This window comes from Aestuariivirga litoralis (assembly GCF_015714715.1).
GTDB classification, from domain to species: Bacteria; Pseudomonadota; Alphaproteobacteria; order Rhizobiales; family Aestuariivirgaceae; genus Aestuariivirga; species Aestuariivirga litoralis_A.
The window spans coordinates 257,983-272,835 of sequence record NZ_WAHS01000002.1 but is presented as its reverse complement, the minus strand read 5'-3'; the positions used below and the strand labels follow the sequence as shown (position 1 = coordinate 272,835).

The following is a 14,853-nucleotide window of genomic DNA, read 5'->3' as shown; positions in this document are numbered from 1 at the left end:
GGTATGTTAGATGTCGAAGGACTTGTCGAAGATCAATCCGCGATTCAAATATAATGGGGAGCGCGCGCGCTATGTGCGCTTTCCGCTGGGCGGCATTGGCTCTGGCGGATTTTCGATTTCGGGTTCGGGGCGCTTCACCGATTGGTCGATCCGCAACAAGCCCAATATGCAAAGCTGGAACGGCTATTCGCATTTCGCCATCAAGGCTGAGGCCAGAGGCAAGCTGGTTGACGCGCGCGTGTTGAACGGGCCCTATGATGAAAATCCGGCGGGTGGATTGGGGCTGCGGCCGATGTTTGACGGCTTCGGCCATGGTGCCATGCGCCAGAGCCTCGTGGGCTTGCCACATTGTGAGAAGGTGGATTTCTACGGGCGGTTTCCATCGGCTGATCTGGTGTTCAGTGACAAGAACATGCCGGCGCGGGTGCGGCTGACGGCGTTCTCGCCTTTCATTCCGCATGATGATCGCTCGTCTTCGATGCCGGTGGCGATGCTGGCTTATGAGATCACCAACACGACAAAGCAGAAGCTTGATTACACGCTGGCTGGCACGCTGGCCAATCATGGTGCGAATTCCGGCTTGCATGATTTCCATCAAGAGAACGGCATTTCCACGCTGATGCTGGCCAGTGCCGATCAGGTGAAGGAAGCTGATCGCGGCAATCTCACCATCGCGACTGATGCCGCGCAAGTTGAGCATCAGGATTATCACTTCCGCGGCCAGTGGTTTGATGATCTCACCGTGTTCTGGAAAGATTTTGCCAAGGCAGGTGCGTTGCCGAAGCGGCGCTATGATGCGCCACGCAAGAGCATGCATATGGCGAAGCAGCCGGAGCACGCCACGCTGGCGGCGCGCATTACGCTGGCGCCGGATGAGAGCAAGATTGTGCGCTTCGTGATTTCATGGAGCTTCCCGAGAGGTGATATTTATTGGGCCTTCCGCCGCTCGCCCGATTCACCCATTCCACCTGATCCGACGCCGCTGTGGACCAACTATTACGGCACACAGTGGAAGGATTCGCAGGCCAGTGCGCGCGATGCGATGAATGATTGGGATTCGCTGCAGGGCCGCACTTTTGCGTTCCGTGATGCGCTGTTTGGGTCTTCGCAGCCAGCTGAGATTACCGATGCGGCTTCTGGCACTTTGGCCTTGCTGCGAACAGCGACTGTGATCCGCCTTGAAGACGGCACATTGTGGGGCTGGGAAGGGCAGCACACCAAGGATGGGTCTTGCGAGGGTTCCTGCACGCATGTGTGGAATTATCAGCAGGCTTTGTCGCATCTGTTCCCGGCGCTGGAACGTTCACTGCGCGATTCCGAGTGGCGCTATAATCAGCTGCCGCATGGTGGTTTGACCTTCCGGCAGAAATTGCCGCTGGGCTCGGCCTTCGATGTGATTGGTCCGTGTGCGGACGGTCATTTTGGTGCGCTGATCAAGACCTATCGCGAATGGCGGCTTTCGGGCGATACCGAATGGCTGAAGCGCAATTGGGGTTTTGTGAAGAAGGGCCTCGACTATGTTTGGTCGAAGGACAATCCCGACAAGTGGGACCCGGAACAGACCGGCATTCTCTCCGGTCGCCAGCATCAGACACTTGATATGGAATTGTTCGGCCCCAATAGTTGGCTGGCCAGCATGTATGTGGCCGCGTTGATGGCCAGCTCACATATGGCCGAGGCGATGAGCGATGCGGCGCTTGCAGCGAAGTGCGCGAAGATGGCGAATACCGGTGCCGCTTACATCGACAAGGAACTCTATAACGGCAAATATTATTTCCAGGCGATTGATTTGGGTGACAAGTCGATCCTTGAACCTTTCGATACGGGTTTGAAAGCCGGTGTGCTGGCCGATGATTTCATGGCGGCCTATTGGTCGGATGAACACCAAGAAGTTAAGTATCAATTCGGCGAGGGCTGCATTGCCGACCAGATGCTGGGCGTGTGGCATGCTGAAGTGGCGGGCCTCGGCACATTCCTCGACAAGAAGAAAGTGAAGACGGCATTGAAATCAGTGTTCACTCATAATTTCCGTGCCAGCTTGCGAGACTATGCCAATCCCTGCCGCAATTATGGGTTCGAGGATGAGGGTGGTTTGCTGATTGCCACATACCCGAAGGGCACGCGCCAACCTTATGTGGCGGCACCCTATGCCGAGGAAGTGTGGACGGGGATTGAATATGCTTCGGCTTCGCACATGATTGCGCATGGCTTGGTGAAAGAGGGCTTGGCCGTGGTGCAGGCGGTGCGTGACCGTTATGATGGCAGTAACCGCAATCCGTTCAATGAAATCGAATGTGGATCATATTATGCGCGCTCGATGTCAGCATGGCAGCTGGTGAATGCGTGGAATGGCTTTCATGCCGATGCGGTGGCGAAGACGCTGTCTTTCGATCCGCAGGACAAGGGTGATTACCGCCTGTTCTGGTCCAGCGGCACGGGCTGGGGCGAACTCATCTCCAAGAAGGGCAAGCTGAAGCTCAGCGTGATTGAAGGCGCGCTCGATGCCGAGACTGTTCATGTCTCGGGCAAGCGCTATGCTGGCGCCAGGTTGAAAGGCGGCGGGGCGCTGGATCTGAAATAATGGCGAGCATTGAACTTAAAAACCTGCGCAAAAGTTTTCAAACCGCCGAGGTGATCCACGGTGTTGATCTGAAAATCGATGATGGGGCGTTCACGGTTTTTGTCGGTCCCTCGGGCTGCGGCAAATCCACTTTGTTACGGATGATGGCCGGGCTTGAACCTGTCACCAACGGCGAGATTCACATTGATGGCGCGCGCTGCGATCATCTGATGCCGGCGGCACGTGGCATGGCGATGGTGTTTCAATCCTACGCGCTTTATCCGCATATGAATGTGGAACAGAATCTGCGCTTCGGTTTGGAAAACCAGAAGCTGCCCAAGGCAGAGATTTCAGCCCGCGTGAAAGCGGCGGCGGATATTCTGCAGATTCAGCATCTGTTGCAGCGGCGGCCGCATCAGCTGTCCGGCGGGCAGAGCCAGCGCGTGGCCATCGGCCGTGCGATTGTGAAAGAGCCGAAGGCGTTTCTGTTTGATGAACCGCTTTCGAATCTTGATGCCGAATTGCGGTTGAAGATGCGCGGCGAATTAGTGGCGCTGCATCACCGCCTGAAGGCCACGATGGTTTATGTGACGCATGATCAGGTGGAAGCCATGACCATGGCCGACAAGATTGTGGTGCTGCGCGATGGCATCATCGAACAGACGGGCTCGCCGATTGAGCTTTATACCAAGCCTGCAAATATGTTCGTGGCCGGGTTTCTCGGCACGCCGCAGATGAATTTTCTCGATCTGAGCAAGGACGCATTCAAGCTGCCGAAGAGTGTTGCTGTTCCGCAGGGAAAAGCCGTGGCTACGATTGGCATCCGGCCTGAGCATGTGAGCCTGGGTGGCAAAAGCGGGCTTGTGGCGAAAGTCATCCAGTGTGAAGTGCTGGGATCGGAGACGATTGCCAAGGCGGAGCTGACTACTGGTGAGGCAGTGGCTTTTTCGCTGCGCGGCATCAACCCGCTGGCGCTGGGCAGCAAGATTGCACTGGATTTTGATCTCGATCATTTGCATCTGTTCGACGACAAAGGCTTGGCCTTGCGCAAGTGAACCGGGCGGCTAGAATGCCGCAATGACGAAGTATTCCCACAAGATCGAAAATGCCGTGGCCTTGCGCGGATCGATCTCGGTTGGCGAATTGTCTGATCTTCTGGGTGTCTCCGACCAGACCATTCGCCGCGTGGTGAAGCCACTGGTGGACGAAGGCAAAGTCATCAAGGTGCATGGCGCGATTGTCAGCACCGAGCGGCTGGCCGACCCGCCATTTCATGCCCGCATGCAAATCATGCGCGCCGAGAAGACGGCGATTGCAGCACGGGTTGTGGCGCAGATTGCAGATGGCGCATCGCTGGCGATTGATACCGGTTCCACATCCGGCTTCATCGCGCAGGCCTTGCAGATCCGGAAGAATCTCGTCGTCGTCACCAATTCTGCTTATGTGGCGAGCACGCTGGCCACTGTGCCGGGCAACCGCGTTTACATGGCGGGCAGCCAGTTGCGCGATCATGATGGCGCGGCGTTTGATCGGCTGGCCTTCACCACCATCGAGCGGATGCGGGCTGATCATTGCATCCTGTCGGCTTCGAGTGTCGATCCTGCGCGCGGGTTTCTCACCTATGAGCAATGCGAGGCCGATATTGTCGAGGCGATGCAGGGGATTTCCGACCGCACCATCATGGCGGTGGATCATTCGAAATTCCGCCCCACTCAGAAGCCCGGGATGGTGGCGATGATGACACTGAAGGCGCAGTCACGCGTGGTGACTGACAAAGCTCCTGCATCCGATTATGCCGGATTGCTCAAGCCCTTCAAAGTCGAAGTGGCCTGATCAGGCCTTGATGCGTTCCATTTTCGGATCGTAGAGCGGCGAGAGTGTTACCTCGCAAGGTACCCGCTCACCTGCCACTTCCAGCTCGTAAGTGCCGGAGAGTACATAATCCGCGGTGACGCCTTCGGGGTTGCGCACATAGCCGAGGCCGATGGATTTTCTGATGGTGTGGCCGAAGCCGCCTGAGGTGAGCCAGCCGGCGCGCTTGCCATTGCGGTAAATGGTTTCGCGGCCATAGAGGATCACTTCTGGTGCGGCCGTGAAAGTGGCCAGCATTTTTTTCACGCCTTTGGCGCGCTGGTTGGTGACAGCTTCGCGGCCCTTGAAGGCGATGTTCTTTTTCAGCTTCACCGCCCAGCCGAGGCCTGCTTCATCCGGTGTGTGATCGGGGCCGATGTCAGAGGCCCAGGCGCGGTACCCTTTTTCAAGACGCAAAGTTTCAATCGCGCGGTAGCCGGCATTGCGCAGGCCGAATTTTTCGCCGGCTTCATGCAGGGCGGCATAGACCGCCGTTGCATATTCAATCGGCACATGCAGCTCCCAGCCCAGCTCACCCACATAAGTGACGCGCAGTGCATTGACCGGGCAACCGGCAATGCCGATGGTCTTGAATGTACCGAAGGGGAAGGCAGCCTTGGAGAAATCCGCATGCGTTACGGCTTGCAAAATCTCGCGAGACTTCGGGCCCATCAGCACCAACACGGAGGACGCGCTGGTCACGTCGAACAATTGCGCATTCATGCCCTTGGGGATGTTGCGGGCGATCCAGTCAAAATCATGGGTGGCATAGCCGGTGCCGGTGACGATGTAATATTCGTCCGGCTTCACGCGCACCACGGTCACATCGGCTTCGATGCCGCCCTTGTCGTTCAGCATCTGGGTATAGACCAGCGCGCCTACTGGCTTGGCCACGTCATTGGCGGCGATCCAGCTCAAGGCTGCTTCTGCGTCCGGGCCCTTCAGTGCAAATTTGGCGAAGGAGGTTTGATCGAACAGCACGGCGGCTTCCCGGCAGACCTTGTGTTCGCGGCCCACGGCGGCGTGCCAGTTGGGGCGCTGGTAGGTGTAGATATCGTGTTGCGCTTCGCCAGCTTTCACATCGGCAAACCAGTTGGGCCGTTCCCAACCCAGTTTTTCGCCGAAGACTGCGCCATCATTCTTCAACGTTTCATAGAGTGGTGACTTGCGCGCGGGGCGGCCGGAGTGATGTTCTTCCGATGGCCAGGCCATGGTGTAGTGCTTGCCGTAAGCTTCATACGTGCGGCGGCGGATCCAGTCGTCATCGAAATGCGGGCGGCCGAAGCGGCGGATATCGGCGGGCCACAGGTCGAAGGGCGCTTCGCCTTTGGCCACCCATTCCGCGAGGCACATGCCGGCACCGCCGCCAGAGGCGATGCCGAAGGCGTTGAAGCCCGCGCCAACGAAAAAGTTCTTCAGCTCCGGTGCTTCGCCCAGAATGAACATGCCATCGGGCGTGAAGCTTTCAGGACCGTTGATCATCTGCTTGATGCCGGCATTGGCGAGGGTTGGCACGCGGCCCAAAGCCAGTTCCATGATCGGTTCGAAATGATCGAAATTGTTTTCGAGCAAAGTGAAGTGGAAGCCTTCCGGGATTCCATCCTTGGCCCAATAGACCGGGTTCGGCTCATAGCCGCCCATGACGAGGCCGCCGACATCTTCCTTGTAATAGGTGAGGCGGTCGGGGTCGCGCAAAGTGGGCAGGTTTGGCGTGACGCCTTCGATCTTTTCGGTAACGATATATTGGTGCTGCATCGGCACCAGCGGCACATTCACGCCGACAGACTTGGCAAAAGCGCGGGTCCACAGGCCACAGCAGGCCACGACTTTTCCACAAGCGATGCGGCCTTGATTGGTGATCACGGCTTTGATCACGCCATTCTCGATCTCGACGGAGGTGACCGACACGCCTTCGACGATCTTGGCGCCGGCCATGCGGGCACCTTTGGCGAGGCCGGCGGCGATGTCTGCCGGGTTGGCCTGGCCGTCGGTGGGCAGGAAGGCGGCGCCGACCACATCATCCACATTCATCAGCGGCCAGAGCGCCTGCGCTTCCTTCGGCGTGAGCAGCTGCATGTCGAGGCCGAAAGAATGCGCCGTGGTGGCCTGGCGCTTCACCTCGGTCCAGCGTTCCTGATTGCAGGCGAGGCGCATGCCGCCATTCATTTTCCAGCCCGTCGCCTGGCCAGTTTCGGCTTCGAGTTTCTTGTAGAGATCGACGGAGTAACCCAGCAACTGGGTGATGTTGGCGCTGGTGCGTAACTGGCCAACGAGGCCGGCGGCATGCCAAGTGGAGCCAGAGGTGAGCTTGTTCTGCTCCAGCAAAGTCACTTCAACGCCGAGTTTGGCCAGGTGATAGGCAGTTGAGCAACCGACGATGCCACCGCCGACAATGACGACTTTGGATGAGGCGGGAAGATCAGTCATGGAAACTCCTCAAGCCGAAATGGCGGCTGCGTGGCCGGCGAAGGCCGGGCTGTTCATCAAGGCGCGGCAGCGGGCGAAGCGGCCATCGGCATAGGCACGGAAATCGAGGGCCGGATTTTTGTCGGCGAGCTGGATGAGGCCCCACAGCGTCCACAGCAAATCGCACATGGCCTTGTAAATCACCACGCGGCCCATTTCGGCGGGCGTCGGTGTGCGGCCGAAATAGCCGTGCAGCAATTCGGCTTCTTGTGCGTCATCCATTTCAGCTTCGACGGAAAGATCGCCGATATCCCAATGCGGATCATTCATGCCGGAATATTCCCAATCGACCATCCACATCCTGGCGCCATCATCGAGGAAGTTTTCGCTCAGCGGATCGCAATGGCAGGGCGCGAGCGGCACCGCGCTTTTCTCCAGTGCTTCGCGGATGGGTTTCGCGGCGGCGACCACATTATGATAGCCCTCTGGCAATGCGACATCCTTGGTGGCGAGCACTTTGAGATAATCATCGATCATCGCAAAGAGTTCAAAACGGAAATCGAAGCTTTGGCCAGAGCGATGCAGCTTGGCCAGTGCCGCCCCGGCGCGTGCAGGGGAGCCGGGGCGGGACTTGAACAGGGCAGGGGTCATCGTTTCGATATTATCAAGCGCGCGGGTGACCAAAGCTCCGGAAGCTGCATCGGCCCACAACACATTGGGTGCCACGCCCGCCTTCTCGGCCGCGCGGGCATTATGCACTTCGACCGCGCGGTTGATGTAGCTCTCGGTGCCGTCACCTGGAATGCGCACGACGACTCTCTGTCCACGTGCTTCGACCCGATGCACCAGATTGGTGAGGCCGCCGAGGCGGGTGAGTTTTATTTCAGATGCCTTCACATCGGCAAAGCCCGGCACATTCTGCAGGATGGAAATGACTTTCGGGAGATATTCGCTCATGCCTTGAGATTCCGATTTTCAGGATCATAGAGTGGGCCATCAACGCGAGTCACGTTGTGGCGGTCGCCGAAGACTTCGATTTCGAAATTTCTGTTTTTCGCTTCGCTGGCGTCGAGATAGCCGAAGATGATGGTTTTCTGCACCGTATTGCCGAACCCGGCGGAACTGGCGAGGGAGACAACCTTGTCGCCTTGCAGGATTGTTTCGCCACCATAGAGCGGCAGTTCCTTGTCGGTAACGAAAGTGCAAAGCTTGCGCTTCGGCCCGTTGGCTGCTTGTGCTTCCAACGCCTTGCGGCCGCGGAAGTCACCCTTCGATTTCAGATGGACGCGGAAGCCGAGGCCGGCTTCGTAGGGCGTGTAATCGGGCGAAATGTCGGAGGACCAATAGAGGTAGCCCTTTTCGAGGCGCATGGTTTCGATGGCGCGGTAGCCCACATCGCGGATACTGAATTCCTCGCCGGCTTCACGCAGCGTATCGTAGACATGCAGGCCGAATTCAGTGGGGACGTGGAGTTCGTAGCCCAGTTCACCGACAAAGCCGATGCGTGCGGCGCGCACCGGTGCTGTGCCGATGGTGATGTTGCGGGCCGTGCCGAAGGGGAAGGCTGCGTTGCTGACATCCTGTTCCACGACCTGTTCCAGAACGGCGCGCGCTTTAGGGCCGCAGATATTGATGACGGCGCGCGACGAAGTGACGTCGATCAGATGCACGCTGCCATCCTCCGGCATCTGGCGGCGTATCCAATCTGAGTCATGCGTGCCGAAGGCTGAGCCAGTGACGATGTAGAAATGGTCCTTGGCCAGGCGGGTGATCGTAAGATCGGCTTCGATGCCGCCCCAGTCGTTGCACATCTGGGTGTAGATCACCGAACCTGCGGGCTTGTCCATGTTGGAGACGCAGATTTTCTGCAGCAAAGGCAGCGCGCCGGTGCCGATCAGTTCGAATTTCGAGAAGCTGGTTTGATCGATCAATACCACGCCTTCGCGGGTGGCCTTGTGTTCCTCGGCCACGTATTTGTGCCAGCCGGGATTGAGGAAATCGAGCTGGTCTTTCTGCTCCACGCCTTTGGGCGCAAACCACAGCGGGCGCTCCCAGCCATTGCGCGAGCCGTAGATGGCGCCGTTCTCGTTCAGCCGCTGATAAAGCGGTGACAGGCGGAGCTGGCGGACAGTCTGATGTTCCTGGCCGGGATAACGCATCTTGTAGTGATGCGCGTAATGTTCAACAGCGCGGGGATACATGAAGGCGCGTGCACCGTGATGCGGGCCGAAGCGGCGCACATCCAAAGGCCAGAGATTGAGTGAGGGCTGGCCCTTGATGATCCATTCGGCGATCATCTCGCCCGCGCCACCGCCCGCGGCGATGCCGTAGAGGAAGCCGGTGGCCATCATCAGGTTCTTGAAGCCGGGCATCCAGCCGAGGACGAAATCGCCGTCGGCCGAGTAAGGGATGGGGCCGTTGATCATCCGGCGGATGCCGACCTCGTTGACGATCGGTGTGACCTTGCCGGCCAGTTCCGCAAGCGGTGCGAAGCGCTCCATATTGTCGGGCAGCAATTCGCGCACGAAGCTGCCGGGGATGCCATTGTTGCCGAAGGGCAGCGTGTCGTCCTCATAGCCGCCAATGACGAGGCGGCCGCCGGCATCCGGCTTGTAATAGACCAGGCGTTCGGGGTCTCGCAAAGTGGGCAGGCGTTTGACCAGTTCGATATCGGGCAAGGGTTCGGTGACGATATATTGATGCTCGACTGCGCAGGCGGGCACCTGGATGCTGAGCTTCTGGCCGAGTTCGCGGCTCCACATGCCGGCGGCGAGGACGACATTATCTGCGGTCCAGATGCCTTCCGAGGTGTGCATCTCGGTGATGCGGCCTTCTTCGATTTTGAAATCGGTGACTTCAATGCCCTGCTTGATCTGCGCGCCGTGCTTCCTCGCACCGGCGGCCACGGCCTGACACAGGCTGGCGGGATCGACATGGCCATCAGACGGGATGAAGGCGGCGCCGAGCAAATCTTTCTCATTGATATAGGGGAATAGCGCCTTGGCTTCGGCGGGCGTGATCATGCGCATTTCAAGATCGAAGCTGCGCGCCATGGTGGTGAGGCGCTTGGCTTCCAGCATGCGGTCGCTCGTGGCGCACAACCGCAAGCTGCCGACTTTTTTCCAGTCGAAGGCCATGCCGGTTTCGGCTTCCAGCTGGTCATACATGGCGACCGAGCGCTTCAACATGCGGGTGGTGTTGCGGGACGAGCGGAGCTGGCCAACCAGTCCCGCGGCATGCCAGGTGGCACCTTCGGTCAAGGAAGCGCGTTCGAGCAGGACAACGTCCTTTTCGCCATTCTTTGCAAGGTGATAGGCGATAGAGCAGCCAATGATGCCGCCACCGATGATGAGGTGTTTGGTTGAGAATTGAGTCATGGCTCAAAATTCAACATATTCGAGCATAATTCAACAGAATTGTGGGGGCGTCTAACTCCCTGCGCGCTTCCGCAGGCTACGGATGGCGAGCCAGACGCCGAGCATCAGGACCGGGATACCGATGAGCTTGATCAGGCCTTCATGGGCGGCCACCCATTCGCCGCCGGCGGCTTCGAACATTTTCTGCAAAATGCTGATCAGATAATAGCTGATGGCGACGACCGAGAGGCCTTCCACTGTCTCTTGCAGCAACAGCTGTTGCCGTGCGCGCCTGTCCATCGAGCGGAGCAGTGCCTGGTTCTGGCCTTCAAGTGCTATGTCCACGCGGGTGCGCAGCAAATTGTTGGCGCGTTCGGAACGTTGCGCCAGGCCTTCGATGCGCGCGGTGACGGCATTGCAGGTGGCGACTGCCGGGCTAAAGCGCCGATCCAGAAACACGCCGATGCGTTGATAGTTGCGCAGCTTGGTTTCGTTGAGTTCGGTCACGCGCTTTTCGACCAATGCCGCATAGGCGCGGGTGGCGGCGAAGCGGTAATTGGTGCGGTTGGAAAGCTCCTCCACTTTGCGCGCTACGACCGAAAGGCGCGCCAGCAGAGTGGCGTCATGCTCGGCAGATTTTTCCTCGGTCATGCTGGCGATCACGTCATGCAATTCCTGCTCCAGCGGGCGCAATTCCTTCTGCGCGGCGCGGGCCAGTGGCAGCGCGAGAAGCGCCATCATGCGGTAGGTTTCAATCTCATGGATGCGGCGGATGACGCGGCCGAGGCGCAAGGGCGGCAGGCCCTTGTCCTGCACCAGCCAGCGCGAAAAGCTATCAGGCCCGATGCGAAAATCCGTCCAGATCTGCGCATCGCCATGCGCCACGCTGGCTGCCGCCAGATCATCATGGCCGAACAGGCGCATCAGCTCAGCATCGTCAGGCGATTTCGTCCGTGCACTGATGAGATGAGTGTGGATGGCGACCAGACGTTGCCCAGGTAATCCTTCGACCCAGGCGGGCGGCAACAGGTCAATCGCTTCGCTGCCGGAGGGCTGCTTGCCTTCGGCAATCACCGCGAGGCGGTAGAACTCGCCATGTCGCTCAAAGCGCACCAAACCACCGGGGATTTTCATGTGGAGATGAAGTGCCGCTTCCTGCGGCGGCGGCAGGCCGAGAAGGGCGGTCAAGGCCACCAGATGTTCCCAGGGGGCAGCGTCGCCCTCGTCAATGGTGAAGGCCAGATGGGTGATGCGCGTGGGCGCAGTGATCGCCAGGCCGGTGCGGCCGTGCAGCTCATCGTTCAGGGACTGGCGGAGATCATGGTCCATCGCAGAAGCTTGGCACGAGATTTTGCGCAGACAAGTGCTTTAGATGACGCAGTGTTGCATCTCTGCCTCGAAAATGTGGTAAGCGCTTGGCCACCGAACAGGAGTGTTATCGTGAGCGAACCGACCGTGGAAGAGGCAACAAACCGCATTTATGAATCCTTCAAGGCGGACAATGACGAGATCGACTTGCATATCGCAGCGCTCAAGGCGGCCTTGGTGCGGGCGGGCTTGAAAGAAGCGGTGTTCGATCCGGCCAAGCTGGCGCAGAGCAATCGCGCTGGTAGAAAGCTGATGGAGTCCTATTTTCGGAAGCGCGGTGTGACGGTGAAGTTCTCGGCTTCGTGACGAGATGAAGTCCGTTGTCATCATCGGAGCTGGAATGGCTGGGGCCGCCGCTGCGCTGAAGCTTGGCAAGGCCGGCATTAAATGTGTGGTGCTAGAAGCGCAGGACCGGATTGGTGGGCGGGCGTTCAGCAAGGCCTATGCGGGCGCGCCAAATGATGCGTTGCTGGAATATGGCGGGTCGTGGATCACGCCTTATCATGATCGCATTCGCGCGCTGGTGGCTGAACTGGGGCTTTCTCTGCGGCCACGTGCGGCGCTGACGCAGCGGTTCAGTCTGCGGGAGGGCAATGTGCGTGCCGCACATATGCTTTCTGCTGAGGAACGGCGCGCACATGAGAAAGCGCTGACGCGGGTGGCGGCTGATGCAGTGCTTTGCAAAAAGGGCATGGCGGAAGATGAGCTGGGGCGGCCTCTGCTAGGCATTACCTATGCTGCCTATATGGAGCGCGTTGCCCCGCCACCTGCCACGCGGCACATGTTCGACGCATGGTGGTCAGTTTCTGGCAATGGTGCGCATGACAGTGTTGCTGCTTCGGAATTTTTGTCGAGCTGCGCCTATGGCGGCGGGCTGGCTGAAAACATGATCGACAATTGGAGCGACACGGTGGTGCCGGGCATGGCCTTGCTGGCGCAGCTGATGCTGGAGGCTTCGGGAGCTGATTTGCGCCTGTCCTGCCCTGTGGTGGGCATCACGCAGGATGAGCACAAGGTCTCCGTCACACTGGTCAGTGGCGAACTTTTGCAGGCGGAGCGTGTGATCCTTGCGGCCAGCATCAACGTAATGAATGCGATGACCTTCTCTCCCGCTTTGCCATCTCCGCGCGCACTGGCGATTGCACAGAAGCATGGCGGTTGCTCTTTCAAAGTATGGATCAAGGCACGCGGTGTTCCACTGGGCACGCTGATCACCGGCGATGGTCAGGGGATTGAGTTACTGCTGGCCGAGCGTGCAGGGCCGGATGGCAGCGTGATGCTGATTGGCTTTGGATTGCAGCTGAATGATGCGAATCCCGGTGATGCAGATTGGGTGCGCGGGCAATTGCAGAAGCTGGCGCCCAATGCTGAATTCATCTCGTATGATTGGCACGACTGGGTGAGCGATCCCTATGCGCGCGGCACCTGGGTGGCTATGCCTGCTGATCTGGGTCCGGCATTTGAACCTGCGGCATGGCAGCCGTTTGGCCGGCTGGCCTTTGCGTCATCAGATTATGCCCCTGATCAAGCGGGCTGGTTTGAGGGGGCCGTGAAATCCGGCGAGGCGGCGGCGGATTGGGTTCTGCTGCAGAGCGCAAAATAGCCATGAAGCGCGCGCCTCCTGGAGTTGTGACAGATACGGTGCAAACGGATTCGACTGGCGCACAGCGGCGGCGGCTGGGGTTTCGCATTTTTCTTTCGTTGTTCTATTTGACCGCTGGCGTGTTTCACATTCTGCTGCCTGCACCCTTTATCATGATCACGCCGGATTGGGTGCCTTGGCCCTCTGCGGTGATCCTGTTCACCGGACTGTGCGAATTGGCAGGCGCTGTGGGCCTGTGGGTGCCGCGCCTGCGCAAGTCAGCGGGCATCGGGCTGGCGCTTTATGCGGTTGCGGTTTATCCGGCCAATATTCACCATGCGTTTCTGGATATGGCGCTGGCGCAACCGCAACTGGGGCTGGCCTATCATATTCCGCGCTTGCTGGCGCAGCCGGTTCTGGTGTGGGTGACGCTTTATGCGGTGGGGCTTGAGCGTTGGCGGCTTTGGTTCAAATCGTTCTAGCTGCAGCGCGCAAGGTTGCTTCCAGTTGCGGCAGCACGGCGGCTATTGAAAATTTCTGTTCCACCACGGCGCGCCCGGCCATGCCGAGGCTTGCCGCGCGTTTTGGATTTTCCTTCAGGCTGCGCAGGGCTTCGAACCATTCATCCGGTGTTGAGGCCATCAGGCCGGTTTTGCCATGGTCCACAATGCCGGTATTGGCGCCCACTGGCGATGCCACGGTGGGCAGGCCGCTGGCCATGTATTGAATGAGCTTGTAGCCGCATTTGCCGCGTTCCCACGGCGTATCATCCAGCGGCATGATGCCGACCGAGAGTTTCGCAAGTTCAGCGGCCTCAGTTTCCTCCGTCCACGGAATATTTGTCGGATGCGTGCCCTCGATCTCGACCTTGCCTGGGCCTATGGTGACGATTTCAGCACCCAGCTCACGCTCGGCGCGGGCCAGGACTGGTGCCAGAGCTCTAAGATATTTCGTCGTGGTCTTGCTGCCGATCCAGCCAATGCGGAACTCCGGAGCCGCCGAAAACTTGGCGTTCGTCACATAGCGTGCCGCATCCACCACGGTGGGTATGGTGACGATGGTTTTTGCCCCCGCCGTGCATGCGCGCGCCGCGAGATAGTCATTGCCGGCCACCACGGTGGCCGCGGCCCTCATCACTCGGTCAATCTTTGTCTTAAGCAGCGCCCGCACCTTGGGATTGGGGTGCATGTCGTAATAATGGAAGGTGGCGTCATCATAATCGACGACGACCGGTGGCAGGCCTGCCCAAGCCAGGCGTTCGAGCGGCCAGGGCAGATAGGTGAAGGCCTCCTTTTGCAGCCAGATCGCGTCATAGTGTCCGGCCCGCCACATGCGCGCCAACCGCTGCAGGCTTGGAACGATCACATCGCGCAGGCCATAACGCGCGCCCGAAGCATAATGCCGGGCCAATTGCGCATCACTAAGCCAGGGCGAATGATCGACATGGATCCCGGCATCGGCCAATGGCTGCTGGAACTGCATCATGCGCAAGCGGCTGCTGGCCGCGAGGCGGCCATAGGACGTCAAAGCCAGTATTTTCAGATCTCGCACAACAGGTGGTTCCGATGCCGCGTCGGGAAGTCGCAATCAGGAATTGCGCCAAACCATTTTAAAACAAGATGAAGGAAATTTCATCCATTTACGATGACGGTACAGCGGTGCAATACCGGCGCAACTGACGATTGTTTTTATGGCGCGGGCTTTGGCCCGGCGCAAGCTCCGCTGGCTAA

At 59.0% G+C, this 14,853-nt stretch carries 11 protein-coding genes; 6 read left to right on the top strand and 5 right to left on the bottom strand.

The window, feature by feature from the left end:
• Nucleotides 1-10: 10 nt before the first annotated feature.
• From F8B91_RS13030 to F8B91_RS13020, 3 genes are read left to right on the top strand one after another with little or no spacing between them, the layout of a single operon-like run.
• Nucleotides 11-2,581, top strand: a complete 2,571-nt coding sequence (locus F8B91_RS13030; protein ID WP_196504288.1) for a GH116 family glycosyl-hydrolase — start codon at nucleotides 11-13, stop codon at nucleotides 2,579-2,581.
• On the top strand, nucleotides 2,581-3,615 hold the full coding sequence (locus tag F8B91_RS13025; protein WP_196504287.1) for an ABC transporter ATP-binding protein: 1,035 nt from the start codon (nucleotides 2,581-2,583) through the stop codon (nucleotides 3,613-3,615). The genes F8B91_RS13030 and F8B91_RS13025 overlap by 1 nt, the downstream gene beginning before the upstream one ends.
• A gap of 22 nt (nucleotides 3,616-3,637) precedes the next feature.
• Complete coding sequence (locus F8B91_RS13020) at nucleotides 3,638-4,393, top strand: DeoR/GlpR family DNA-binding transcription regulator (RefSeq protein WP_196504286.1); 756 nt, start codon at nucleotides 3,638-3,640, stop codon at nucleotides 4,391-4,393.
• Here F8B91_RS13020 and F8B91_RS13015 read toward each other — a convergent pair whose 3' ends face one another.
• From F8B91_RS13015 to F8B91_RS13000, 4 genes are read right to left on the bottom strand one after another with little or no spacing between them, the layout of a single operon-like run.
• Nucleotides 4,394-6,838, bottom strand: a complete 2,445-nt coding sequence (locus tag F8B91_RS13015; RefSeq protein WP_196504285.1) for a GcvT family protein — start codon at nucleotides 6,836-6,838, stop codon at nucleotides 4,394-4,396.
• 9 nt (nucleotides 6,839-6,847) lie between these two features.
• A complete protein-coding gene (locus F8B91_RS13010; RefSeq protein WP_196504284.1) occupies nucleotides 6,848-7,774 on the bottom strand; it encodes a phosphotransferase family protein in 927 nt (308 codons plus the stop codon).
• Complete coding sequence (locus F8B91_RS13005; protein ID WP_196504283.1) at nucleotides 7,771-10,194, bottom strand: GcvT family protein; 2,424 nt, start codon at nucleotides 10,192-10,194, stop codon at nucleotides 7,771-7,773. The genes F8B91_RS13010 and F8B91_RS13005 overlap by 4 nt, the downstream gene beginning before the upstream one ends.
• 51 nt (nucleotides 10,195-10,245) lie before the next feature.
• A complete protein-coding gene (locus tag F8B91_RS13000) occupies nucleotides 10,246-11,502 on the bottom strand; it encodes a DUF3422 family protein (RefSeq protein WP_196504282.1) in 1,257 nt (418 codons plus the stop codon).
• 108 nt (nucleotides 11,503-11,610) lie between these two features.
• Here F8B91_RS13000 and F8B91_RS12995 point away from each other — a divergent pair, with 108 nt between their 5' ends.
• Genes F8B91_RS12995 through F8B91_RS12985 form a run of 3 tightly spaced genes read left to right on the top strand, consistent with a single transcriptional unit; the run spans nucleotide 11,611 to nucleotide 13,605 of the window.
• On the top strand, nucleotides 11,611-11,847 hold the full coding sequence (locus F8B91_RS12995; RefSeq protein WP_196504978.1) for a hypothetical protein: 237 nt from the start codon (nucleotides 11,611-11,613) through the stop codon (nucleotides 11,845-11,847).
• 4 nt (nucleotides 11,848-11,851) lie between these two features.
• Complete coding sequence (locus F8B91_RS12990) at nucleotides 11,852-13,144, top strand: flavin monoamine oxidase family protein (protein WP_196504281.1); 1,293 nt, start codon at nucleotides 11,852-11,854, stop codon at nucleotides 13,142-13,144.
• A 2-nt stretch (nucleotides 13,145-13,146) separates the two neighbouring features.
• Nucleotides 13,147-13,605, top strand: coding sequence for a DoxX family protein (locus F8B91_RS12985; protein WP_196504280.1), 459 nt, complete (start codon nucleotides 13,147-13,149; stop codon nucleotides 13,603-13,605).
• Here F8B91_RS12985 and F8B91_RS12980 read toward each other — a convergent pair.
• Nucleotides 13,592-14,710: a glycosyltransferase family 4 protein gene (locus F8B91_RS12980; RefSeq protein ID WP_196504279.1), complete on the bottom strand. Its 1,119-nt coding sequence runs from the start codon at nucleotides 14,708-14,710 to the stop codon at nucleotides 13,592-13,594. The genes F8B91_RS12985 and F8B91_RS12980 overlap by 14 nt on opposite strands.
• Nucleotides 14,711-14,853: the final 143 nt, after the last annotated feature.

Coding starts and splice junctions, on each gene's coding strand:
- F8B91_RS13030 (WP_196504288.1), top strand. CDS start 11: ATGTCGAAGGACTTGTCGAAGATCAATCCGCGATTCAAATATAATGGG.
- F8B91_RS13025 (WP_196504287.1), top strand. CDS start 2,581: ATGGCGAGCATTGAACTTAAAAACCTGCGCAAAAGTTTTCAAACCGCC.
- F8B91_RS13020 (WP_196504286.1), top strand. CDS start 3,638: ATGACGAAGTATTCCCACAAGATCGAAAATGCCGTGGCCTTGCGCGGA.
- F8B91_RS13015 (WP_196504285.1), bottom strand. CDS start 6,838: ATGACTGATCTTCCCGCCTCATCCAAAGTCGTCATTGTCGGCGGTGGC.
- F8B91_RS13010 (WP_196504284.1), bottom strand. CDS start 7,774: ATGAGCGAATATCTCCCGAAAGTCATTTCCATCCTGCAGAATGTGCCG.
- F8B91_RS13005 (WP_196504283.1), bottom strand. CDS start 10,194: ATGACTCAATTCTCAACCAAACACCTCATCATCGGTGGCGGCATCATT.
- F8B91_RS13000 (WP_196504282.1), bottom strand. CDS start 11,502: ATGGACCATGATCTCCGCCAGTCCCTGAACGATGAGCTGCACGGCCGC.
- F8B91_RS12990 (WP_196504281.1), top strand. CDS start 11,852: ATGAAGTCCGTTGTCATCATCGGAGCTGGAATGGCTGGGGCCGCCGCT.
- F8B91_RS12985 (WP_196504280.1), top strand. CDS start 13,147: ATGAAGCGCGCGCCTCCTGGAGTTGTGACAGATACGGTGCAAACGGAT.